This window comes from Lewinella sp. IMCC34191 (genome assembly GCF_003390935.1).
Classification (GTDB): Bacteria; Bacteroidota; Bacteroidia; order Chitinophagales; family Saprospiraceae; genus Neolewinella.
Window position 1 is genome coordinate 282072 of the sequence record NZ_QNQZ01000008.1, and the last position, 21851, is coordinate 303922.

The 21851-nt window shown below is 59.4% G+C and carries 16 protein-coding genes; 3 read left to right on the top strand and 13 right to left on the bottom strand.

The genetic code is table 11. The features are described from left to right. The first annotated feature begins 167 nt into the window (after positions 1-167). The 3 genes from DRW39_RS16260 (at position 168) to treS (ending at position 9524) form a co-directional block, all read left to right on the top strand. The gene (locus tag DRW39_RS16260) at positions 168-4967 is read left to right on the top strand and encodes a PKD domain-containing protein (protein WP_116108118.1); all 4800 of its coding nucleotides are present in this window, start codon (positions 168-170) and stop codon (positions 4965-4967) included. Then, on the top strand, positions 4967-6043 hold the full coding sequence (locus DRW39_RS16265) for a PorP/SprF family type IX secretion system membrane protein (RefSeq protein WP_157976170.1): 1077 nt from the start codon (positions 4967-4969) through the stop codon (positions 6041-6043). The genes DRW39_RS16260 and DRW39_RS16265 overlap by 1 nt, the downstream gene beginning before the upstream one ends. Positions 6044-6242: 199 nt before the next feature. Further along, positions 6243-9524: a maltose alpha-D-glucosyltransferase gene (gene treS / locus DRW39_RS16270; protein ID WP_116108120.1), complete on the top strand. Its 3282-nt coding sequence runs from the start codon at positions 6243-6245 to the stop codon at positions 9522-9524. Here treS and DRW39_RS16275 read toward each other — a convergent pair. The 13 genes from DRW39_RS16275 to DRW39_RS16335 all read right to left on the bottom strand — a co-directional run bounded on the left by DRW39_RS16275 (position 9513) and on the right by DRW39_RS16335 (position 21752). Next, the gene (locus DRW39_RS16275; protein WP_116108121.1) at positions 9513-10244 is read right to left on the bottom strand and encodes a TIGR04283 family arsenosugar biosynthesis glycosyltransferase; all 732 of its coding nucleotides are present in this window, start codon (positions 10242-10244) and stop codon (positions 9513-9515) included. The two genes, treS and DRW39_RS16275, sit on opposite strands and share 12 nt — an antisense overlap. A gap of 132 nt (positions 10245-10376) precedes the next feature. Continuing rightward, positions 10377-11408, bottom strand: a complete 1032-nt coding sequence (locus DRW39_RS16280; protein ID WP_116108122.1) for an aldose epimerase family protein — start codon at positions 11406-11408, stop codon at positions 10377-10379. Positions 11409-11434: 26 nt separating this feature from the next. Then, entirely contained in the window at positions 11435-12724 is a 1290-nt protein-coding gene (locus DRW39_RS16285; RefSeq protein ID WP_157976171.1) for a serine hydrolase domain-containing protein, read from the bottom strand. 53 nt (positions 12725-12777) lie between these two features. Further along, positions 12778-13371, bottom strand: a complete 594-nt coding sequence (locus DRW39_RS16290; RefSeq protein WP_116108124.1) for an HAAS signaling domain-containing protein — start codon at positions 13369-13371, stop codon at positions 12778-12780. Further along, on the bottom strand, positions 13371-13703 hold the full coding sequence (locus tag DRW39_RS16295) for a PadR family transcriptional regulator (protein WP_116108125.1): 333 nt from the start codon (positions 13701-13703) through the stop codon (positions 13371-13373). The genes DRW39_RS16290 and DRW39_RS16295 overlap by 1 nt, the downstream gene beginning before the upstream one ends. A 111-nt stretch (positions 13704-13814) precedes the next feature. Continuing rightward, positions 13815-14978 (bottom strand): methylmalonyl-CoA mutase family protein, encoded by a 1164-nt coding sequence (locus DRW39_RS16300; RefSeq protein WP_116108126.1) that lies wholly within the window; start codon positions 14976-14978, stop codon positions 13815-13817. Between the two features lie 59 nt (positions 14979-15037). Then, positions 15038-16324 (bottom strand): hypothetical protein, encoded by a 1287-nt coding sequence (locus DRW39_RS16305; protein ID WP_116108127.1) that lies wholly within the window; start codon positions 16322-16324, stop codon positions 15038-15040. After that, on the bottom strand, positions 16321-16866 hold the full coding sequence (locus DRW39_RS16310; protein WP_232830169.1) for an RNA polymerase sigma factor: 546 nt from the start codon (positions 16864-16866) through the stop codon (positions 16321-16323). Before DRW39_RS16310 ends, DRW39_RS16305 begins: the two co-directional genes overlap by 4 nt. Positions 16867-16964: 98 nt before the next feature. Then, positions 16965-17978: a cytochrome-c peroxidase gene (locus DRW39_RS16315; protein WP_116108128.1), complete on the bottom strand. Its 1014-nt coding sequence runs from the start codon at positions 17976-17978 to the stop codon at positions 16965-16967. Positions 17979-18031: 53 nt separating this feature from the next. After that, positions 18032-18901 (bottom strand): MbnP family protein, encoded by an 870-nt coding sequence (locus DRW39_RS16320; RefSeq protein WP_116108129.1) that lies wholly within the window; start codon positions 18899-18901, stop codon positions 18032-18034. A gap of 21 nt (positions 18902-18922) precedes the next feature. Next, positions 18923-19834 carry a hypothetical protein gene (locus DRW39_RS16325; protein ID WP_116108130.1) on the bottom strand — a complete coding sequence of 304 codons (912 nt, stop codon included), beginning with the start codon at positions 19832-19834 and terminating at the stop codon, positions 18923-18925. A gap of 123 nt (positions 19835-19957) precedes the next feature. After that, positions 19958-20344, bottom strand: coding sequence for a hypothetical protein (locus DRW39_RS16330; protein ID WP_116108131.1), 387 nt, complete (start codon positions 20342-20344; stop codon positions 19958-19960). A gap of 34 nt (positions 20345-20378) precedes the next feature. Next, positions 20379-21752 (bottom strand): sulfatase, encoded by a 1374-nt coding sequence (locus DRW39_RS16335; protein ID WP_116108132.1) that lies wholly within the window; start codon positions 21750-21752, stop codon positions 20379-20381. Positions 21753-21851 lie beyond the last annotated feature (99 nt).

Below are 21851 nucleotides of genomic sequence, written 5' to 3' on the forward strand. Positions count from 1 at the left end.
CCGCTTGTAAATAAAAACCAACCTAATCGTAAGAGGGCCAGAGTATTCATATAATCAATTGGGGAAATGTTCATTCCGTTCGCTGAATTTTAATAAATTCGTTGAATCGGATTTTGCGTTTAAACAGCTATTCCCGAGCTACCCGGGAACGTTGACCCCAATACACTATGAAACCTCCGTTTCTCCATCGTCCCTTAACGGACATCCCCCTGATCGTTTTTCTTCTATTTGCCTCTTATTTAGCTGAGGCACAGACAGTTGGTGCGCCATCCATACAAATCTGTGAGGGGGGGCAAACGGTATGTATAGAAGACAATGTAGTAGACCTCTGCGTGAAGATCACCGTTGAGCCAGGCTATCCGGAGAAGATAGATTCCTTCCAAATCAATTGGGATGACGGAACGCATCCCCAATCATTGGTAGGCTCCAATTCCTCCTTTAATCTTTCCTACCGTTACGACTTCGGTGCACTTTTCGAATCCTGTAATTACCAGAGCCGCAAACTGGTCAGTCTCAGTACTTACATTAATGGAGATGATCGGCCCATTGTCAGCTTCTTTCCCCTGACGGCCCTCAACCCACCCGAAGCCAAGTTCGATCGGTTTCCCAGAGTCGTTTGTGCCGGCGAACAGATCGAAATCTATAACGCATCTTGTCCGGCGGAGGTGTTAGAAAGCGTATACGACTTTGGAGACGGGACGCAGGCAGGAAACAGCCCCTTCCACACCTATACGGATACGGGCACGTACACCGTCACGCTGGCCGTTGCGAACGACTGTGGCGAGGATATCACCACCCGGCAACTTCGGGTGATCGACAAACCACGGGCGGTGGCCTTCCCGGACTCCGGACTGACCAAAACCGGCAACGACATTCCCCTGGTCTGCCTAAACGGAGAGGCGACCATCCGGCTGAACGGAGCCTCGTCCGTTGGCTTGATAAGACGCAACTGGTCCGTAACGCCTCAGGCCGGCGTCACCCTCAGTCGCCCGGGGCAGTTACTCAGTCACGCAACCTTCACGCAACCTGGACGATACCGATTCAGCCTGTCCGGAACGAACGGTAACTGCGTGACGAATTCCTCGGACACCTTTTCCGTGGAAGTAGTCCGTGCTTCCGAATTGACGCTGATTCCCCAGGCCGATGCGTGCATTAGCCTTGACTATTGCCCGACCCCCTGGGTGGAGTCGGCCACCTACCGTCTTAACGGTCAGGTGATCGATAGCTGCCTTACCGCCCTGACCCCCGGAACCTACTTTTTGGAGGCAAGTACGCAGAATCCTATATGCGGAGACGTCACGCTTCGCGATACCTTCATCGTAAGTCCGCAGGCGGTTGCCGACATTGTACAATCCGATACGACAATATGCGATCAATCCGGATTGATGATTCTTCACGCAAGCCCTAAGGGCGGGCGTTGGGCTATTAACGGAGCTCCCTTCGATGGCGTAATCGATCCCCAAAGCTATTCGCCCGGCCGGTACCGGGTCACCTACGGTAACGAGCCCTGCCTGACAACCGATGAATTATGGATAGAGGTGACCGCCGCCGAAGTGACCGTACCCCTGGATACCTTTCTCTGCCTGGGCAGCGATCCGGTGACCTTCCAGGCCTCACCGGCGGGCGGAACTTTCAGCGGGGATTTCGTTACCCCTGAGGGACTCTTTGATCCTAATGCCGCCGGTACGGGAACCCACCGGATCCACTATGCTTACCATAATCCGGATTTGGCAGGATGCGCCGATCAGGCCAGCTTCCAGGTCGTCGTTTCCGACCTGGAGGTTGATTTCGTGACTCAAAGCTGCGGCGGTGAAGAGACGTGTTTCGCTCTGGTCGGGGAGCTGCCGTATGAAAGAGTAGAATGGTCTTATGGCGACGGCTCGGTCAGCGAGGGCCGGCAGATGTGTCATACCTACGCCGAAGCGGGAACTTACCCCGTTACCGTCACCGTGTACAGCGGACCCTGTAGCAGTTCGCTTACCCGCGAGATCAGTGTGGCCCCGTCTACGACTACACCCCCACACGCCGAGTTCGTCGTTCATTATGATCCGGACGACTGTTCGGATTTGGAGGTATCCCTAGAAGACGACTCTTACGGAAGCGACATTATCCGGACCTGGTACCTCGGGGATAAGGTAATCAGCACGAGTACGGTACCTGCCCCCCTGACCCTTCCTTCCAGGTCCTACGATACCCTGTATACCGTTACCCTGGAAGTACGCAACGGCTGTTCGATCAGTAGCAAAACCGATTCCATCTTCGTACGGGCCTCCCCGGTCGCCAGCTTCGGTACCGATCGCCAGGCCTACTGTAGTGGAGATACGATTCGACTGGTCAACCAGACGTCCGGAGAAGCACAGACCTACACCTGGTTGCTTAACGATAAGGTGATCGGTACCGGCCCGGTTCCCCCCACCGTGGTACACGAAACCGAGGTGTTGGAGACCCTGACGCTGTGCTTGCAAATCACCCATCCCTGCGGAGTAGACGAGCAGTGCTACGAGGTGACGGTCGGCCCGGGGAATCTAAACTCCTTTTTCCGGCTCGAGGCGGCGGAAGTCTGCGTCGGCGATACCGTCCGGCTAACCAACTTCACGGCTGCCGGTGCCCAGATCAACTACGCGTTCGGTGATGGGAACGGCAGCGCGATGCCCGATCCCGTCTACGTCTACCGCCAACCGGGCACCTACCGCATCACCCAGATGGCCAGCGGCTGTGGAGCGGATAGTTCCAGCATGGAAGTTACCGTACTGGAAAGGCCGACCGCCCGGTTCGACGCACCAGCAAATGTCTGCGATGGGGAGGAATTCCAGCTTACCCACCAAAGCGGGGAACACCTGTCTGCGACCTGGGACTTTGGCGACGGGAGTCCCGTGAGCCACGAAAGCAGTCCTTTCCACATCTTCCCGGGACCGGGTACTTACCGCGTGTGCCTTACCGTCCAATCCCGCAACGGGAACGGTTGCTCCCATTCGGTGTGTACGGATATTACCGTTAATGCCCGCCCATCCGCATCCTTTACCGTACCGGATACGGTTTGTGCCGGTCAGGCAATAGCGCTACGCAGCACCGCGAGCGGCGACTTACTGAACTGCACCTACAAGTTCGGTGAGTCGGCTACCCTGGTGGATTGCGAACCGGAGTACGTCTTCCCGGAGGCGGGCAGCTACCGTGTTCTTCAGATCGTGACCGATGCCCGTGGCTGTCAGGATAGTACCGAAGAGTCTGTATACGTCAGGCCCGCGCCCGTTGCCGCATTCTCGATGGCCAAGGCAACGGCTTGTGTTTCCGAACCCCTTCTCCTGGCCAACGAAACGGAGGGAGCAACCCAGGTAACCTGGGCCTTCGGTGACGGGAATATATCCTCCGAAGCTTCTCCCGTTCACCCCTACGATACGGAGGGGGTCTACGACATAAGTCTGGCGACATCCGACGGGTTTTGCGCTACTTCCGTTACGAAAAGCGTAGAAGTACGCCCGGCACCCGTTGCCCGCTTTGGGGTGAGTGATGGTACGGTCTGTGTCGGTCAATCCATCCAGTTTACCGGATCTTCTACGGGTGACGTGCGGCGCCGGCGCTGGTCCTTCGGCGACGGCGAAGCTTACGCCGGAACCGACCCGACTTATACCTTTACCGAGGCGGGCAGTTTCGATACGCGGTTGCAGGTATCCGACGATCGCGGTTGCTCCGATTCCGCTGGCGTAACCATTACGGTGCTCGAACCGGCAGCGATCGGTATACGCGAAATGGCCCCCGTGACCTGCAGTGACGGAACCGACGGTATCCTTGTGGTAGAGGTGATGGAGGGGGTAGCCCCCTTTACCTATGCGTGGTCCTCAACCGGTGAAAAATCCGCTAAGCTCATCGGAGTAGGGGCGGGAACTTACACGGTCGAGGTAACGGATAGCCGTGGCTGTGTCAGTTCGGAAAACCACGAGGTAATCGCTCCGCTACCCATTCAGGTCGTTCCGGATATCGCCGATGTAAGCTGCTACGGGGGGCAGGATGGCGTAATTACGCTGCGCCTATCCGGCGGGGAAGGCCCGTTACTCGCTAGCTGGGATGATGGGGATCAAGGAACGAGCCGGAGCGGATTGGCCGCCGATACCTACGCCTTGCGGGTGACCGATAATATGGGTTGTACGCTGGACACCGCCTTTACGGTGCGGGAGAACGAACCCCTCTCCATAAGCTACATGGCGGCGGACGTGAGTTGTTTCGACCATTCCGATGGGGTCGTGTCGTACGGAACCCCCTCGGGCGGCGTGGGGCCTTACCGGATAAGCCTGCTAGGTACCGAGATCGACCGGAGGGGGGCGCCGAACTCCCGCTTCACGGACCTCGATGCCGGCATTTACATCCTGGAAGTAGCCGATGCCAATAACTGTGCGGAAGCTTACGACATCCAGATCATGCAGCCGGAGCCGCTGGTGCTTGATATCCTCCACGACACCCTCACCCTGCCGCTCGGGGGTACGGTCGAGTTGCTCACCCGGTACAGCGACGACCAACCTTCTATCACCTGGTCTCCGGACTACCACCTCAGCTGTGATGAATGCCCCGTGCCCCTCGCCAGTCCTTTCCTCAGCCAGGACTACACGGCGAGCATTACGGACGAACGAGGGTGCAGCATCCGGGATACCGTTCACGTTGCCGTCGAGATGGGCCGGGATATTTACCTGCCGAACACCTTCACCCCCAACGGAGACGGCCTCAACGACCGCTTCCGGGTGCGCGCCCACCAACCCGAGGCAATTGAACGGGTCGACTATTTCGAGATTCGGGACCGCTGGGGGATGTTGGTCTACAGCGCCAATGATTTTCCGGCCAACGACCCCTCCTACGGCTGGGATGGTGTGTACGGTGGCGAACCGGCCGATCCGGGTACCTACGCTTACCAGGTGAAAGTGAGCTACGTGGACGGATTCGAGAAAACGATTAGCGGCTCCATTTTAATTATTCGATGATGAAGCGTACCCCTCTACCGAATTGGATAATCTTTCCCCTCCTGCTGCTCCTGGTGGGGCGGCTACAGGCGCAGGATCCGGTCGTATCCGACTACTCGGCGATCACCCCGCAGTTGAACCCGGCACTCACCGGTTTCATTCCGGGGCAGGCGACAACGCGCTTCGGCATCGTGGCGCGGGAGCAGTGGCGCAGTTTTCTGGAAACGGCCAGCTACCGTACGATGGCGGCTAGCATCGACCACCGGATCTGCGGGAGCCGGCGGGGAGACTACTTCGGACTCGGCTTTAATGTTCTCTCCGACTGGCAGGGCGATCCTACGCTGCGCCGGGTCGACGGTATGTTCAGTGCTGCCTTCACGAAGAACCTCAGTGGTAGCTATTACGGAGGTACGTCCGTGAGTGTAGGGGCGGAAGTCGGCTTGATACAGTACGACCTCGATGCTTCCCAGCTGACCTTCGACCATCAGTTCGACAGCCCGGGCGCGTCGGGCGAACGGCTGGCGTATTACAATTTCGGCTTCCTCGATTACGGGGTAGGGGTGGCCTTCACCTGGTTGGAGGACTCCCGGAACGCCCGCAGCATCACGGGGGGCCTGAGCATCAAGCACCTGGGGCGGCCCGCAACGACCTTCGTGGATGACGGAAGTCCGTCATCGGTCGCTTCCGATTCGTCCGCTCACCTGGCGATGCGCTGGTCGCCGCACGTGCAGGCTACCCTGCCCGTATCCGCAACCAACAGTATTAGCGTATTCGCCATGTACAGCTACCAGCGACCCCACAACCAGGTGTACCTGCGGGGCATGCTCGACTTCAGGCGGCCGGCACGCGGCGGCCGCGTGCCCTCGCCCTTTCTCAGCCTGGGAGGCGGTTACCGGCTTACCCGCGGACTTTCGGGTTTCGGATCTGAATCCATCGTAGCTTCCGCCAGGGTAGCGGCCGGGCCCATGCGTATCGGCGTGAATTATGACGTCAATATCTCTTCCCTCCATGCCTCGACCAGCGGGGCGGGGGCCATCGAATTGTCGCTGACAACGGTGTTCGGGAAGTCGGAGTGTCTGCTTTGTCCGAGTTTCTAGTACGGAAGCAGGTTCCGGATTACCGGCGGACTTTTTATCCTGCGCTCCGTCGCAAAAATTCAGAGGCGCTTGGCGGGCAATATCCGCCAACCACTGAGGTCGTGGATTTAGAGGCTTAGCCAATTATAGCTGGCGGAGCCGCACAAATTAGCGCGTCACCCGTTGAGTAACCCAGCCTCTAACTGCTACATTTACCTTTATGAACAACAGCTACCGCCGCGAGCCCCTATGGTATAAAGATGCCATTATTTACGAATTGAATATTAAAGGATTTTATGATGCCAACGGGGATGGCATCGGGGATTTTGCCGGTCTGGAGCAGAAGTTGGATTACTTAGAGGAACTGGGCGTCACCGCCATCTGGACGCTGCCGTTTTATCCCAGCCCCCTACGCGATGACGGCTACGATATCTCCGACTACTACGAGGTCAGCAAAGCCTATGGTAACCTGGACGACTTCAAGCGCTTCCTGGACGCCGCTCACGCCCGTAACCTGAAAGTGATCACGGAGCTGGTCATCAACCATACCTCCGACCAGCACGCCTGGTTCCAGCGCGCCCGCCGCGCCCCCAAGGGAAGTCCCGAGCGAGACTACTACGTGTGGAGCGATACCGACGATAAGTGGCCCGACGTCCGCATCATCTTCACCGATACCGAAACCAGCAACTGGACCTGGGACCCGGTAGCCAAGCAATATTACTGGCACCGCTTCTTCCACCACCAGCCCGACCTGAATTACGACAGCCCCATCGTACAGGACGAGATCTTCAAGATCCTGGATTACTGGATGGGTATGGGCATCGACGGCTTCCGCCTGGACGCCATCCCCTACCTCTTCGAGCGGGAAGGAACCAACGGGGAAAACCTGCCCGAAACGCACAAATTCCTGAAGAAACTGCGCACTCACGTCGATACGAACTACGACAACGTGCTCTTCCTGGCCGAGGCGAATATGTGGCCGGAGGAAAGCGCCAGCTACTTCGGCGACGGCGACGAGTGCCACATGAACTATCACTTCCCCCTGATGCCGCGCATGTACATGAGCATCAAGATGGAAGATCGTCACCCCATCACCGACATTTTCGACCAGACGCCGGAAATTCCCGAAAACTGCCAGTGGGCCACTTTCCTGCGGAACCACGACGAGCTGACGCTGGAGATGGTCACCGACGAGGAGCGGGACTTCATGTACAACGTCTACGCCAGCGACCGGACGGCCCGTATCAACCTGGGTATCCGCCGCCGCCTGGCCCCGCTCATGGACAACGACCGGAACAAGATCGAGCTGCTGAACGTGCTGCTGATGAGCCTGCCCGGTACCCCCGTGCTGTACTACGGCGACGAGATCGGTATGGGCGACAATTACTACCTGGGTGACCGCGACGGTGTCCGGACCCCGATGCAGTGGAACAATAACGAAAACGCCGGCTTCTCCGAGGCCAATCCGCACAGTCTGTACCTGCCCGTCATCCGCGATACGGAATACAGCTACCGCTGGGTCAACGTACGCCGCCAGCAGCAGAACCCCAACAGCCTGCTGAACTGGACGAAGAAATTGCTTAACAAGCGCAAGTCGTTCAAGGTATTTGGCCGGGGTAAGATCCACTGGCTCAAACCGGACAACGGCCGCATTCTGGCCTTCATTCGCGAATACGAGGACGAACGGGTCATCGTGGTGGTCAACCTGAGCCGCCACCCCCAGGCCGTCCGCCTGGACCTGTCCGACTACGAAGGAACCCGGGTACGGGAAGTATTCGGCCGCACACACTTCGAAGAGGTCAGCCGCAATCCCTACCAGATCACCATGGCCGGGCACGGCTACTACTGGCTGGAACTGGAACCGACGCACGGCCAGAACGTGGACAGCCGCGAACTCAGTCAGCCGTCCCTCCAGGCGGACACGCTGAAAAATTTCTTCAGCAAGACCAACATCCGCAGCCTGGAGCAGACCGTACTGCCCAACTTCCTGCGTTCCGTCTCCTGGATGGGCGTCCGGGCGCCCCAACTCGACCAGGTCAAGATCTACGACTACCGCCTGCAGGCGACCAGCGAACGCCACTTCGGCTGGATGCTGCTCGAAGCTACCTACCTGGAAGGCTTACCGGAGATGTTGCAGCTGCCGCTCGCCTTCCACCGCTACCACGAGGATGTGGACTACACCGCCCGGGAGGAAGTGCTCGCCATCATCGACAATGGCGACCGGAAGGTCGTACTGATCGATGCGCTTTACGACGAAGACTACCGCCGCGGCCTGATCAACGGACTGCAGGATTACGGCGATATGAAGGACTTCCGCTTCCTGGCGCAGGAAAGCATGGCCACCCGGTCGCAGCAGGACGCGAATATGGTGTCTTCCGGCACGGAGTACATGATGCTCCAGAGCCGCGATTACAACATCAAGTACTACCGACGGGTGGATGGCAACGACGTGCCCGACCTGGAAGTGAAGCATATGCTGAACCGGCGCAGCTACAGCTCCGCCCCCAAAGTAGTCGGGACGCTGCACTTTACGCCTACGCAACGGCTCAATGCCACGCTGGCGATCTTCGAGGAGCGGCAGGACAACGAAGGCAACGCCTGGGAATACGTGCTGAACAACCTGCGGCGCTTTTCGGAAAAAATCATTAACCGGCGGTCGTCGGAAAATGGTGAGGAAGCCCATCCCGAGGATGTCCACGTCACCGATACCATCGTATACAAGGATATGCCGGATACGATCAAGGACTTCCTCGGCCCCAGTTTCGTCATCAAGCTCGCCGAACTGGGTCGCGCAACGGCCGCCTACCACACCGTGCTGGCCGACGTGAACGAGGACGGATTCCGGCGCGAGGCGCTGAGCCTGCACTACCAGCGCAGCGTTTACGCGGGACTGAAGGGAGACGTTCGCAGCACCTTCGATCTCCTGAAGCGCACCATGGACGACCTGGACGAAGAGGTAGCCGAACTGGCCGATACCCTGCTCGGACAGGAGCGGGAACTGCACAAGAAGTTGCAGCTTATCTACGACCACAAGATCGAATCCGACAAGATCCGCATCCACGGGGATTTCACCCTGGAACAGCTCATTATCAGTGACGATAAGTTCCTGATCCGGAATTTTGACGGTGACCCCGACCGCAGCTACAGCCAGCGTCGCCTGCGTCGCAGCCCGGCAAAGGACATCGCCAACATGATGCGCAGTATCGCCTACGCTGCCGGACTCGTGTACGAGGAGAATGCCGGAGGCGTTACCACCTCCGCCCGGCCGAAGCTCGCCGACTGGCTGCAGACCGCCAACCGTTACCTGGCTGCCGAATACCTGACGGCCTATCGTAAAGCCACCCAGGGCACCCGCCTGCTACCCGCCGACGAGAACGATCTACAGGTGATCCTGGACGTCTTCCGCATCGAGAAGGCCCTGCAGGAGTTGCGCTACGATCTTAACTACCGTCCCCAGCAGGCCTCGGTACCCCTGCGCGGCATCCTGGAGTTAATGGAGTAAGCGAGCGTACGTTTTTTGCAGTAATTGCTGGCTAGCCCCTGTGCGGTACATCGTGTAAAGGAGCGTATATACCAATTGGGTGTACGCTACACCGTTACGCAGGTACTTCCGCGGTGAGGTCTCCACCGCCACGGGCAGGACGCGGAATGCACCCCGGTAAGCACGTAGCTTTCGGACGAGGTAATTATCCTCCAGCAATTGCCAGTTGGTGGGATACCCGCCCACGGCCGCGAAGTCGCGTTGGAGCACCCATAAGCCCTGGTCGCCAAATCGGAAGGCGTCAAAATCGAAGCGGGTACAGTAGCTGTAAAAGCGCAGCAGCGCGGATTGCCGCTGATTCGTAAACCGGAGTTGGAAGCAGGCCGCCGGTCCGTGGTAACCGGGCGGAAAGAAGCGGGCGAAGTCCGGGGGGAGCAAGGTGTCGGCATGCAAAAAAAGCAGGCTATCACCCCTGGCGGCAGCGGCTCCCGCGTTCAGCTGAGCGGCGCGCCCGCGATAACTCCTGACGATGTGTGCTCCGTGGCCTCGGGCAATGGCGACGGTATCGTCGGTACTCCCGCCATCGGCGATGATAATTTCAAAGGAAGAGGGTGGGGAAGCGAGCAAACGCGTCAGTGTCCGGCCGATGAATCGGGCTTCGTTCAGCGTTGGGATGATCACGGAGCACCACGGTTGTTTTTGCTGGCTGCCGGGTACCGACACGTTCGCTGTGGAGCTCATCAGCAGGTTTCGATTTCGGACGGGAATGCCGAAAAGGCACAATTCCCCGGGACCAGCCCATTTCTAGCAGCCAGGCGGCCGCTAAACCGAACACCTGTATTTAATTCCTTGTCAAAGAAGAGATACATTCCCCTACTCAAAACGGAACACGGTTGTCGAACGGAAGGTGTCGCCGGCCTCCAGAACCGTTGACGGGAAAGCCTCGTGGTTGGGGGAGTCCGGGAAATGTTGGGTTTCGAGGCAGATGCCGCCGTGACGGGGGGTGGGCGTACCTCCCCGCATCTCGTACTTGCCCGTGGGGAAATTGGTGGTGAATACCTGTACGCCCGGCTCGGTGGTCCAGCAGCGTAATTTCCGTCCGGAGTGCGGATCGATAACGAGGGCTACTTCCCGGAGGCTACCGTCGTGGTTACTGATAACGAAATTGTGGTCAAAACCACCCGCGGCCCGTATCTGGGAGTGGTCGGAATCGATGGCATCACCGACCCGCCGGGGACTGCGTAAATCGAAGGGCGTATCGCGTACGTCGGGCAATTCACCCGTCGGAATCTGTTCTGCGTTCACCGGGGTGAAGCGGTCGGCGTCTACCTGCAGGATGTAATCGAGCACGGTTTCCTCGTCTCCCAGATTGAAATAGGTATGATTGGTAAGGTTCAGCACGGTCTTCTTGTCCGTGGTGGCCTCGTAGGCGATACGGAGCGCATTGTCGTCCGACCAGGTGTAGGTCACCGTCACCCGCAGCGTGCCGGGGTAACCCATATCCCCGTCGGGACTTACCAATTGAAATTTTACGCCAGCTTTGCCATCCGCGTTGAAGGGCTCGGCATCCCAGACCTTGCTGTTGAAGCCGTCCGATCCCCCGTGTAACTGATTCTTGCCCTCGTTGGCGTCGACTTCGTAAGTGGTTCCATCGAGCGTAAAGGCGGCCCCGCCGATGCGATTCGCGTAGCGGCCTATAGTGGCCCCGTAACCCGGATTGACACCCAGGTAACCGCTGAGCTCGTCGAAACCGAGGGTCATCTCTTGCCCATCGATTAGGATGGACTGAACTATCGCGCCGTAGGAGATAAGGGCTACGGAATTGCCGGTGGTGTTGGTGATTACGTAGCGGTCGACGGGACCGGCGGGACTAGTGCCCCAGGGAAAACTGTTCACGGATAACATAGGTGGCAAAGGTAGCTACAATCCGCCTACAGTCTATCCGCGACCATTTCGCTACCGGCCTGTACGAACGTCAGCCGTTCCGGCTGAGATGGATCCAGTCTAAGCAATATCCCGGAGGTGCCGTCGTACAAAACCCTGGGCTCCAGACCGACGAGCGGCGACTTATAGTCTCCGAAAACCAAATACAGCACCTCTTCCGAAGGGGTGATGTCAAAATTGACTCCCGCCCCGCGCAGACGATATGTTCCTTGGTAGGTCGAAAATTCGGCGGGTGGGATGCGGGAGAAATCGCGGGCCGGTGGCAGATCATTCAGATAGTGCATCATGTCCTGGATCAGCGCTTCCCGGAGGACGAGCCGGAGCCTATTGCAGAATACCATGGCTAGGTTCCCGTTTCGGGGGTCGTAAAAAGTGCGGAAGGCATAGCCGGCATTGTTTCCACCGTGCCCGATGTAGGGGACCCCGTCGATCACCGTTCGTTCGACACCCAGGCCGTAATCGTCATCTTTGAAATCCAGCATCAGGCGAAGGGAACCGGGAGTAATTAAACGGTCCGTCTCGAAAAGAAGCGTGTAAAACCGGGCCATGTCCCGCAGCGTCGAAGCGATAGAGCCCGCGGCGAAGGCGTAGTGGGCGAAGAACTTGTAGTTGATCCCGTCGTATACATCTTGAAAGGTATTCAGGTCTGTGGGGTGTACCAATTTGGGTATCGTCCGGGAGACGTAGGGATAGGAATCCTCCATTTGGCAGGGCTCGAAAATGCGTTCGCGCAGAAGTTCGAAGTAGCTGCGGTCGTTCACTTTTTCCAGTATCTCTCCTAGGAGGATATAGTTGGTGTTGGTGTACTGAAAAGATCCGATCATGGACGAATCCCTTGCCCCTACCGAAGCGAATAAATCCTGGCGAAACAAGCGGTCGTCGGGATCATCGTAAGCATTCCAGTCCTGGTCCCCCACGATTTCGGCGAAACCCGTGGTATGTCGAAGCAGTGACTCGATCGATGCGGAACCGTCAATGTTGGGTATGGGAGACAGGAAGTTGCCGATCGAGTCACTCAGTCGCAGATTACCCTTTTCTACTTCCTGCAGGATGAGTACGGCTGTAAACGTTTTGGTACCACTCCCGATATTGAACACCGTCTTATCCGCGGGAAGATTGAGTCCGACCGTGTGGGTGACGCCGTCGCGGTGGAGCAATATCCCCGCGCTAAGGTTCATATCGGCGAAGTAGGGGGCGTACTGTTCTTCGAAATAGCGGGGGGAGGGTGCCTGGGCGGATACCTTGGCCAAAGTATAGGTCAGGCAAAGAATAGGCATTAAGCATTGTAATACACGGCACATAGTATAACGATGTAAGTGAAGAAATTTTTTTAGAGGATCAACCTGCTTTTCAACCGATGCAGCAGAGCAATAATGAGATAGGCCGCGACCATGAAGATCAGCATGAGCGGAATGAACCACGGACCGACAACCTCCACCAATCCCAGCGCGGCCCGTGCTTCCGGGCGTACGATGCCGAGTAGGTGAAAGCTCCCCTGTTTAAAGAAGATGCCGACCTGATCCGGGTAGATCATTTTCTGATAGGCCGCCGCGGCGAATCCGAACACGGAGAGGTAAAGCACCGCGAAGAGGAGGTAACCGAAGCCATTCGACACGTTCAGCACGATGGCTTTCACTGCCCGGGCGGGATGAAACGGTCGGGTAGCTTTTTGGAGCGTTTTCTCCGCTAGCAGGGGCTTGAATACCTCTTCCGGCGCGCCCAGCTGTTGGAGTATCTCGCGGAGCCGAACGGTTTCTTCGGTAGTCGATTCCCGGGTAAATCCTTCGAAAATGTGGCTATTGATTTCCATCAGGATGTCCATGCGGTCGGTGCGGGGCAGCGGGGCTATCACCCGGCGGGTACGTTTCAGGTACTCGCGATACAGTTTTCGGGTGGCAGGCTTGGTGAAGGGGATGGCTCTCATCACGATAACTTTTTAATGGATCCGTCCAGCTCCCGCCAGAACGCCGTCATCTGCAGGAGCATGGCCGTGCCTTCCGGTAGCAACTTGTAGTATTTGCGAGGAATACCGGACGACTGTTCCATCCATCTGGAACTCACCAGCGCCTCTTTCCTTAGGCGGTTCAGCAAAGGATAAAGCGTGCCTTCGGCGATTTCAATGGACACCCGCTCCCTTATCTCAACAATTAACTCGAAACCGTAGCATTCGCGTTCTCTTAATATGCTGAGCACGACGAGCGTCAGGGTGCCTTTCTTTACCTGTGATTTCCATTTAGCCAGGAACTGCTGGTCCATACAACAAAGGTACCGGTAGCTACCTAGTTATACAAGGTACCAAAGCGTTAAAGTTGGTGGGCCGGCGGCGGGTCCACGTGTGCGGTAGCCACCGTGGTGGGTGCTTTCTGGTTAGAACTCCGTAGCCTGAGCGAATCCGCCCTGCGCCTCAATGGCCCGGAAGCGCTCCCAGGCGGCATCGACGAGCATTTCGGTGAGCTTCTCCAGGTAATAGCTTCCGGCCGCCGGATCGGCGTAGGCATCCAGGCCGCTCTCCAGGCGTAGCAGGTGTTGAATATTCAGCGCCATGCGGTGGCCGAAGGGGGTAGCCTTCTCCTCGGGCCCCTCGGCCGGTGAGAGAAAGAGTTGATCCGCTCCCCCGGTCACGGCGGAAAGTGCCTGGGTGGTCAGTAGCAGGAGGTTTTGGTCTCGGTCGTCGGTCAGGGTGGCCAGATCGGAATGCGCGGCAACCGTCACCGGCTCCGGGGCCTCAATGCCGAAACCCCGAAGGACGTTAGCCCATAAGATGCGCAGGGCCCGCAGTTTGGCAATATCGACGTAGTAGGATGTCCCTACGGTGAAAGCGAATTGCAGGTGCCGTGCCGCCCGCGCTACGTCGTAGCCCCGCTCGCTGATCTGCTGCAGGTATTCGGCTCCCTTGGCAATGGCTAGTGCCAGTTCGCTGTCCGCGTCGGCCGGTCCGTTGTTGAAGCCCGCCGCGTTCACCTGCAATACCTTGAAGCCGGGCATGTACTCGCCAACGAAGTTCAACAGGCGAATAAGCGGGGGGAAGGGCGGCTCGTCCCAGTCCAGCAACGGATCGAAATCTACCGACCCGCGAATACCGTCCAGGGCATACCCCGCTTGGCGCAGGTACTTGACCAAATCCCGAAAGAGTTCCGCCGGATCGCGGCCGGGGTAGCGTAGGGCGCAGTGAATGGAAACGAAGTCCAGCTTGATGCCCCGCAGTAGCTCATCCACCTCCCGGCGCGATGGTTGGTGGTACAGCCGGAAAAGGAGGGCTTCGGCCCCTTGCTCGAGCGCCGCCAACGCGGCCTCGTTGGTGGATTGGTTGTCGCCTGACCGCAAGTACGCTCCGATCTCCCAGCCGGCCGGCCGGTCCAGCGGCGGGCGGACGTCGACCTCCTCGGCGGTATAAAGCGGAGACAGGCGGATGCCCTCGGAGACCTGCTGGTCGAGGTCGCTCAGGTCACCCTTAAGTTCTTTCTTTACGCGTTCGAGCCAGTCGCCCTTGTCGGAGGGAGGAAAGGTAGAGGTTGGCGCGTCGAGGGGCATGGCGGGGGACAGTGGGTTAACGTCCGTAAGGTACAAACAGCAGCCATTGAAACGCGCCGTCAGAACGATTTACGAACACCGAGCTGTAGTCCGGCCAGCCAGTACCGCTCGCTGAGGGGGGCATCCCCGTGGGTGAAGGAGCCGGGATAGTACTTGAAGAAGGGCTCCAGCAGCACCTGCAGGTTGCGCGCCTTTCCGATGTGGTAAACCGTGGTCAGCGACGTCGTCCAACCCACGCCGATGTTGGATCGGTAGTCGGCATGCAGTTCGCGGGGCTCGGCAAAGTCGGGGTGGAGGTACTCTCCGCTGACGGCGGTGAAGAGGTTGAATACCGGGCCGGCGTTGAGGTTCAGCCGTAACCGGCGCCCCGATATAACGTAGCTCGCCAGGAGGGGAGCCTCCAGCATGCGGACGTGATTCGTACTGCGAATCAGCTCTTTCCCGCCGCTGCGCATGATCTCGTACTCCAGCTGGTTGCGGATATCCACGTAGGTCAATCCGCTCAGCAGGTGTAACCGCGAGTGCAGGCGGTAATCCAGGCGCGCGCTCAGCTGATAGCTCAATTGCGGAAACTCGCTCACTTCCCGTGCATTGCGTAATTCGCGGGCATCCTCTCCACTTTGTCCGAAGCGCTGGTGGGCGTAGGCGGCTCCGGTCAGGAATTCCGCCTGGAACCGATTGCGGCCGGCCGATTGGAAGCTGCCGCCCGGCCCGGCCGGAGGAAGATCCGCCAGCAGATCGTTCGTCAGGCGATCCACCCGGTCGTTCAGGATCGTCGGGACTCCGGCCACGGACTTCGTAGCACGCTCGGCAGGGGGAGCAACCGGCGTAGATGCGAAGGTGGGAACGGTTGCTTTGTCAACCGGCGAGTACGTTTCCTTATCGCGAACGGGCGTTGCTGCTACGTTACGGCTGGGTGTCTCCGGGGGATTGGTCGCCCTACCTTCCGTAGCATCTCCAACGGATTTATTGGAGGGATCCGGCCGTACGGAGGAGGCCTGCGGCTCGCTAGGAGCCTGGCTGGCTACCGGCTGGGAAGTCGTTTCCGAATCGCCGGCTTGCTGCGACAGCGTCCACCAGCCGGCAGTAACCATCCCAACCAGAAGCAGGGCCAGAACGGCGTAGCGAAGCAGCGGCGTGCGGCGACGGGCCGCCATAATACGCTGCCACATGCCCGCCGGCACGGCGGGTTGGCGGTTAGCCAGCTTGTCGGCGAATAGCCGGTCGAGTTCCTCCCCGTCCGGCAGGGCACTCCGGCGCGCGGCGATTTTTTCCCAGAGATCCTTCGGGACCTCCGGTTTGCGATCGCCTAACCCGCCGCGGAATAGCTCGTCGAGTTCACTCATATAGCGATGCGTTTACGGATTTCGATCTGCTGCTGCAGCACCTTGCGGGCCTTGAGCAGTTGACTGCGGGAGCTGGCTTCCTGGATACCCAGCGTCTCGCCGATTTCTTTGTGGCTGTAGCCCTCGATGGCGTAGAGGTTGAATACGATGCGGTAGCCGTCGGGTAGTTGCTGGATCAGTTGGAGCAGTTCCTGCTCGCCCAGGTCGGCGTAGGCCGTAGGGGCACCGGCGTATTCGGGGATATTGTCGAGGCCGGTTTGCTCCAGGCTAAAGCGCTTACGCTGGTAGGTCTTGAGCGCCACGTTTACGCACAGGCGGCGCGCCCAACCGGCGAAGGAGCCCTTGAACCCATACTTATTCAACTTGGCGAAGATGCGCACGAAGGTGTCCTGCAGGACATCCTCCGCCTCCGCCTGATTGCGGCAGTAGCGCTGACAGACACCCATGAGCAGAGGGGCGTACCGATCGAAGAGGGCGCGCTGGCACCTTTCGTCTCCCCGAAGGGATCCTTCGATCATCTCTTTTTCCTTCATGCTCAGCATTGTCGGGCGGGCAATTTAAAGGTACGATACCCACCACAAAGGAAACGTGGCCTGCCGGCAGGACATTATGGCGGCGGAGCGCAGGTAGAAACCCTTTTCTAGAACCGCGGGTCCTGCAGAAACGCCCAATCGGTCAGCGTTTCCAGGAAAGCGATCACGTCCGTTCGTTCCTGCTCCGTCAACCGGATCGGCTCTTCCAGGCGGGGATCCAGGGTAGGGGAGTGGCGGATACCTTCGGCGTAATGCTCCAGTACGGCTTCCAGGGTGGCAAAGCGACCGTCGTGCATATATGGTGGCGTTCGGGCGATGTTGCGGAGACTGGGCACCCGGAATTTTCCCCGGTCGGCGGGATTATGGGTGATGGTTTCCCGCCCGAGATCCGCGAAGTTTCCCGCGTCGAGTCCGTTGTTGCGGTAGCTGTTATCGGTTTGCAGGGGGCCGGCGTGGCAACCCGCGCATCGTTCTATGAAAATGGCCTCTCCCCGTGCTTCCTCCGCCGAAAACGCCGCTCCGTTGCGCCCGGCGAATACGTCGTCGTACTTACTGCGATCGGATATGAGCATGGCCTGGTACTGGCTGAGCGCCTGCAACATTAACCCGGAGGTCACGGTATTGCGGCCGAAGGCCCGGCGAAAGGCTTCCGGATAGGTGGCGTCCTTACGGAGACGATCCACGATGACGGCGAGGTTATTATCCAGCTCGACCTCGGATTCGATGGCCGGTACGCCGGCAAAGTCGAGGTGGACTACGCCGCCGTCCCACATGAATTCGCTTCGGAAGGCCAGGTTGAACAGCCCCGGGGCGTTGCGCACGCCTACCCGGTCCTCCACGCCCACGCTCAGGCGGTGCTGGGGATCGGCAAAGGCCGTAACCTGCTGGTGACAGTTGGCGCAGCTTACGGAGCCGTCACGGGAAAGGCGTGGATCCTCGAAAATCCGTTTGCCCAGCTTGAAGCCGGCCTCGGTAACCGGGTTGCGCTCGAAATCGTAGACGACCCGCGGGAAATGCTCCGGCGCGACGAAGGTATACGGGGCGTTGGCCGGACCCGCCTGCTCCCGTTCGCAGGCGAACAGGAGCAGGCACAGGTACGGTAGACAGTAGCGGGGTAGCATCCGATGTTTGGTTTTTGGGTGCTGGTTGCTGGTTGCTGGTTGCTGGGTGCTGGTTACTGGTGGATGTGGTCGTAGCGGAAGCCGGCCGCGGCGTTGCGGATCAGCGGCGTGGCGTCCACGGGGCTGTGCATATTGACGTTGCTCTGTCCGAAATCGATGGTGCCGCCGGGGCCGTCGAAGACCGAGTTGACGTCAAATTCCAGATGCACGGTCGGGCTCAGATCGTCGTTTACGATCGCCTGGTCGATGAAGTCGATCGTCACGCGTTGGTTGTTGTTGCGCAGCACGGTGCCTTCGATGTCTTTCCAACCGCCGAGGTGAAAGACCATACCGTTGGGCGTTTCCGGCACCAGAGAGTTGCCGTGCGCACCACCGGGGCTGTCCGGGCTCTGGCCCTCGAACTTAAAGGCGACGTAGCCCGCGTTCCAGCTCCAGAACATCCCGCTGTCTACCGGGTCGAGGTCACCGCCGGCGGCCCCCTCCAGTACGTGGGTGCTGTCGACGCCCAGAGTGAAGCTCATGCGGTTGTAGGTGCCGCTCGGCACGGCGGCCAGGTCGAAGATCATGCTTTCCGGCCGCGTCGCGTCCACCAGATGAAAGCCACTGGCGCTGGTCGCGGTGACGTCGATCGGTTCTTCGTAGCGTTCGCCATTCGGTCCCTCCAGAACGATCTCGCTGACGTAGTACTTCAGGTAGGTGACGCGGTAGGCCTGGTCGAGGGCATTGGCGTAGGGGAAGTCCGTGTCGGTCGTGTCACCGAGGCCAAAGCTTCGTTGGTTGGTCTGCGGCCCGAAAACGTTCTCGAATTCGATCTCCACCGTGCCGGTATTGCCGTTGTCCGGGGTAGTGATATCGTCGTCTTCGCAAGCCGTAAGGAGGAAGAGGCTAAGGAAAGCAAAGAGATATTGGAAGGAGAAAGTCATGTTATGGTAGCTTATTTGAGATTAGAAATTGTAGAGGACGGAAGCGGTAGCGCGCAGGCCGGCTTCCGCCAATCCGTCCGAGTAATGCGACTCCAGCGGCTGGGCCACGTGTACGGCCAGGGTGAGGTCATCGTAGCGGACGTTGACCCCCGCGGCGGCGAGCCAGCTGGCACCGCCGGTCGCGTGTACCGGCTGGCTACCGGCCGTCGAATTGGCGGCGGTATGCTCACGGCTGATGCCGAGGTAGGGAATGATCTTCCAGTGGGGATCGTGGACGAATTGCCCGAAGACCCGGACGCCGGCCTCCGTTTCCGCGCCGAAGCGGTAGTAGGCCGTGCTCTTGCCGTATCGTTGGTGGCGGGCGTTGACGGCCAGGCCCCACTTACCGTTAGATAATACCAAGGCCGTTTGGGCGCCCAAGCTCAGCGCGCCCTTGCCCGGGGTGAAGTTGTCGGGTAGGTAGTGGGAGTCAAGCAGGTCGTCTTCGTAGCGGCCCGTAGGCAGCGAGGCGGTCAGACCGGCTTCCCAGTACACGGACCACAGACCGATGCCGAGGGGCTGGCCATCGGTGAGGACATAGGATAGTCCCAGCCGCACGTCTCCCAATCCACTCAGCGACTGATCCCCCGCGGGACCGCGGCGCAGGTTGTGTCGGTAGGGGAGGAAAACATCGGCGCGTACGCGGAACAGCGGTTCGTAGCGCAGAAAAAGCTCGGTGGTATGGAAGATGTCCTCCGTTCCCGTGTATTCCCCGCTGGTCAGTCGGCTGCGGAAGGGAACGTAACCGTGGGTGAGCCCCACGTAATTGTTGCGGTATACGGAGAGGAGGCCAAAGCCACCGCCCCCGATGCCGCAGCCGCAGGCATCACAGGCGTAGGCGGCCGCGGGCAGGACACCGGCGATCACCAGTGCCGCCAGATAGCGGTAAAGCATAAAATTCAGACTTGAGAGTAAAAAGGACCGCGCAGCGGAACGATCCGTCGCGGAAGAACGGGTACGGAATACGAGGGTCACCCGACCAGTGCGGACGGGAAAGACTACGGGCGTACGGCTACGCTATGCGAGCGGTGGCTGTAGACTGGCCCGCCGATAGTCGCCGCCGTGGAGGACGGGTTCGGTATGGGGGCGGTCATGCCACGACGGAACCGGTGGCAGCGCGCGCGCCGGCAGAACGACCAGGCGCACGGGCAAATAAACGAACTGGGCCGGCGAAGAGGTGCCGGGGGTTAGCTCGTCCTTACCGGTGTCGTCGGTGAGGCCGGCGAAGAGTTCCGGCATCTGGCAGGAACCGTAACACATCGGGATATCTTCGAGGGGCCGGTTGACGCAGAAGAGCTCGGCGAAGCTTTCGCGGGCGTGTTGCTGCCACTGGATCATGACGGCCTCGCTTCCCACCTGTAGCAGGAGAAGGGCGACAAACGATATGGACAGCAGCTGCTTCATCGGTACCGCAAAGGTAAAAAGTATTGGTCGGAGCCTACTGCAGTTCCGCCCCTTTTCGTACGCTAAATGCCGTCAATTCCCGGACTATTTCAGGATGCCGGTCCGCCACGTTTTTTGTTTCGCGCGGGTCCTCCCGTAGATCGAACAGCGCCAGGCCGATGGAATCCTGCCGGTACTTTACGGGCATGCCACCGGTGGCCGGCGGTTGGTCACCCAGCGTCGAGTAGCGGTGGGGAAGGTGCAGTTTAAACCGCCCGTCCGCACTCACCACCGCTTGCAGGTCGTCCAGCCAGTAAATGGCGTAGGGTTCCGGCGCGGGGCCGGTAGTGATGCCCAGTAAGTCAGCGAGGCGTTCGTGCCCGTCCAGCGTGCGGTCGGGTAGGGGGGCGCCGACGAGTCGGGCAAGGCTGGGGAGCACGTCGATCGTCATCAGATTAGACGCGCTTACTTTTCCCTCGGGCGTATGGCCGGGCCAGTAGGTGATAAGCGGTACCCGCACGCCGCCCCCGAAGCTGGTGGCCTTCCCTTCCCGGAAGGGGGTGCGACCGGCGTGGTCGCCGTAGCTGAGCCAGGGGCCGTTGTCGCTGCTGAAGATGATCAGGGTGTTCTCGGCTATTCCCTTCGCCGTGAGTTTTTCCCGGATCTCTCCGACGCCGGCGTCGATCTCGGCCATTACGTCGGCATACAGGCCCTGGCCGGTCGGCTCCAGGTAGTCGGGGTCCTCGGCCAATGGCACGTGGGGCAGCGAGTGTGCCAGGTAGAGGAAGAGTGGCCCGTCGGCGGCATCGTGCGCTTCGATGATATCTACCGCGGCTTCGTTGTAGCGGCGGTTCAGGGTCGTGAAATCGGACAGGCTGTCGAGCAGCACGGTATCCCGCAGCAGCGGTACCCGGGCGGGGAAGTACGCCTGCGCCCAGGCTTCGGGGTGACCGCCCCACATATCGTGGCTGTATGGAATGCCGAGGTAGCTGTCGAAGCCCTGATTCGTGGGCAGGTAGGGTGGCAGGTGACCCAGATGCCACTTCCCTACCATGGCCGTCTGGTAGCCCGCCGCTTTCAGGATTTCCGCTACCGTAACTTCTTCCGGTGCCAGTCCGCCGGTGGCGGTGTGATCCAGGGCGCCCCGCAGCCCCAGCCGGTTCGGATAACAGCCGGTCATGAGCGCGGCGCGGCTGGCGGTGCATACGGCCTGTGCAACGCGGAAGTCCGTGAATCGCACGCCCTCCTCTGCCAGGGCATCCAGATGCGGCGTGCTGACGTGGTCACCGCCATAAGCCCCGATGTCTCCGTAGCCCATATCGTCGGTGAAGATCAGGACGATGTTAGGCAGTTCCCTTTCCGAACTTGGCGGGCTGGCTGGTCGACCACAAGCGAAGAAGAGGGGGAGTACAAGCAGGATCGTGCGCATCGAAACAAGGTACGGAGCACGAAATTTAGCATAAGGCATCCGGGTTTTGCCCTGAAAATGCTCGAATACGGGAATGCACGTAACTTAGCCGGGGCCCGC

What these genes read in the sequence shown, in the direction of transcription:
- DRW39_RS16260 (WP_116108118.1), top strand. Translation starts at nt 168, where the DNA reads ATGAAACCTCCGTTTCTCCATCGTCCCTTAACGGACATCCCCCTGATC.
- DRW39_RS16265 (WP_157976170.1), top strand. Translation starts at nt 4,967, where the DNA reads ATGAAGCGTACCCCTCTACCGAATTGGATAATCTTTCCCCTCCTGCTG.
- DRW39_RS16285 (WP_157976171.1), bottom strand. Translation starts at nt 12,724, where the DNA reads ATGCCTATTCTTTGCCTGACCTATACTTTGGCCAAGGTATCCGCCCAG.
- DRW39_RS16335 (WP_116108132.1), bottom strand. Translation starts at nt 21,752, where the DNA reads ATGCGCACGATCCTGCTTGTACTCCCCCTCTTCTTCGCTTGTGGTCGA.
- DRW39_RS16280 (WP_116108122.1), bottom strand. Translation starts at nt 11,408, where the DNA reads ATGTTATCCGTGAACAGTTTTCCCTGGGGCACTAGTCCCGCCGGTCCC.
- DRW39_RS16275 (WP_116108121.1), bottom strand. Translation starts at nt 10,244, where the DNA reads ATGAGCTCCACAGCGAACGTGTCGGTACCCGGCAGCCAGCAAAAACAA.
- DRW39_RS16310 (WP_232830169.1), bottom strand. Translation starts at nt 16,866, where the DNA reads ATGCTGAGCATGAAGGAAAAAGAGATGATCGAAGGATCCCTTCGGGGA.
- DRW39_RS16320 (WP_116108129.1), bottom strand. Translation starts at nt 18,901, where the DNA reads ATGACTTTCTCCTTCCAATATCTCTTTGCTTTCCTTAGCCTCTTCCTC.
- DRW39_RS16330 (WP_116108131.1), bottom strand. Translation starts at nt 20,344, where the DNA reads ATGAAGCAGCTGCTGTCCATATCGTTTGTCGCCCTTCTCCTGCTACAG.
- DRW39_RS16305 (WP_116108127.1), bottom strand. Translation starts at nt 16,324, where the DNA reads ATGAGTGAACTCGACGAGCTATTCCGCGGCGGGTTAGGCGATCGCAAA.
- DRW39_RS16295 (WP_116108125.1), bottom strand. Translation starts at nt 13,703, where the DNA reads ATGGACCAGCAGTTCCTGGCTAAATGGAAATCACAGGTAAAGAAAGGC.
- DRW39_RS16325 (WP_116108130.1), bottom strand. Translation starts at nt 19,834, where the DNA reads ATGCTTTACCGCTATCTGGCGGCACTGGTGATCGCCGGTGTCCTGCCC.
- DRW39_RS16300 (WP_116108126.1), bottom strand. Translation starts at nt 14,978, where the DNA reads ATGCCCCTCGACGCGCCAACCTCTACCTTTCCTCCCTCCGACAAGGGC.
- DRW39_RS16315 (WP_116108128.1), bottom strand. Translation starts at nt 17,978, where the DNA reads ATGCTACCCCGCTACTGTCTACCGTACCTGTGCCTGCTCCTGTTCGCC.
- DRW39_RS16290 (WP_116108124.1), bottom strand. Translation starts at nt 13,371, where the DNA reads ATGAGAGCCATCCCCTTCACCAAGCCTGCCACCCGAAAACTGTATCGC.
- treS (WP_116108120.1), top strand. Translation starts at nt 6,243, where the DNA reads ATGAACAACAGCTACCGCCGCGAGCCCCTATGGTATAAAGATGCCATT.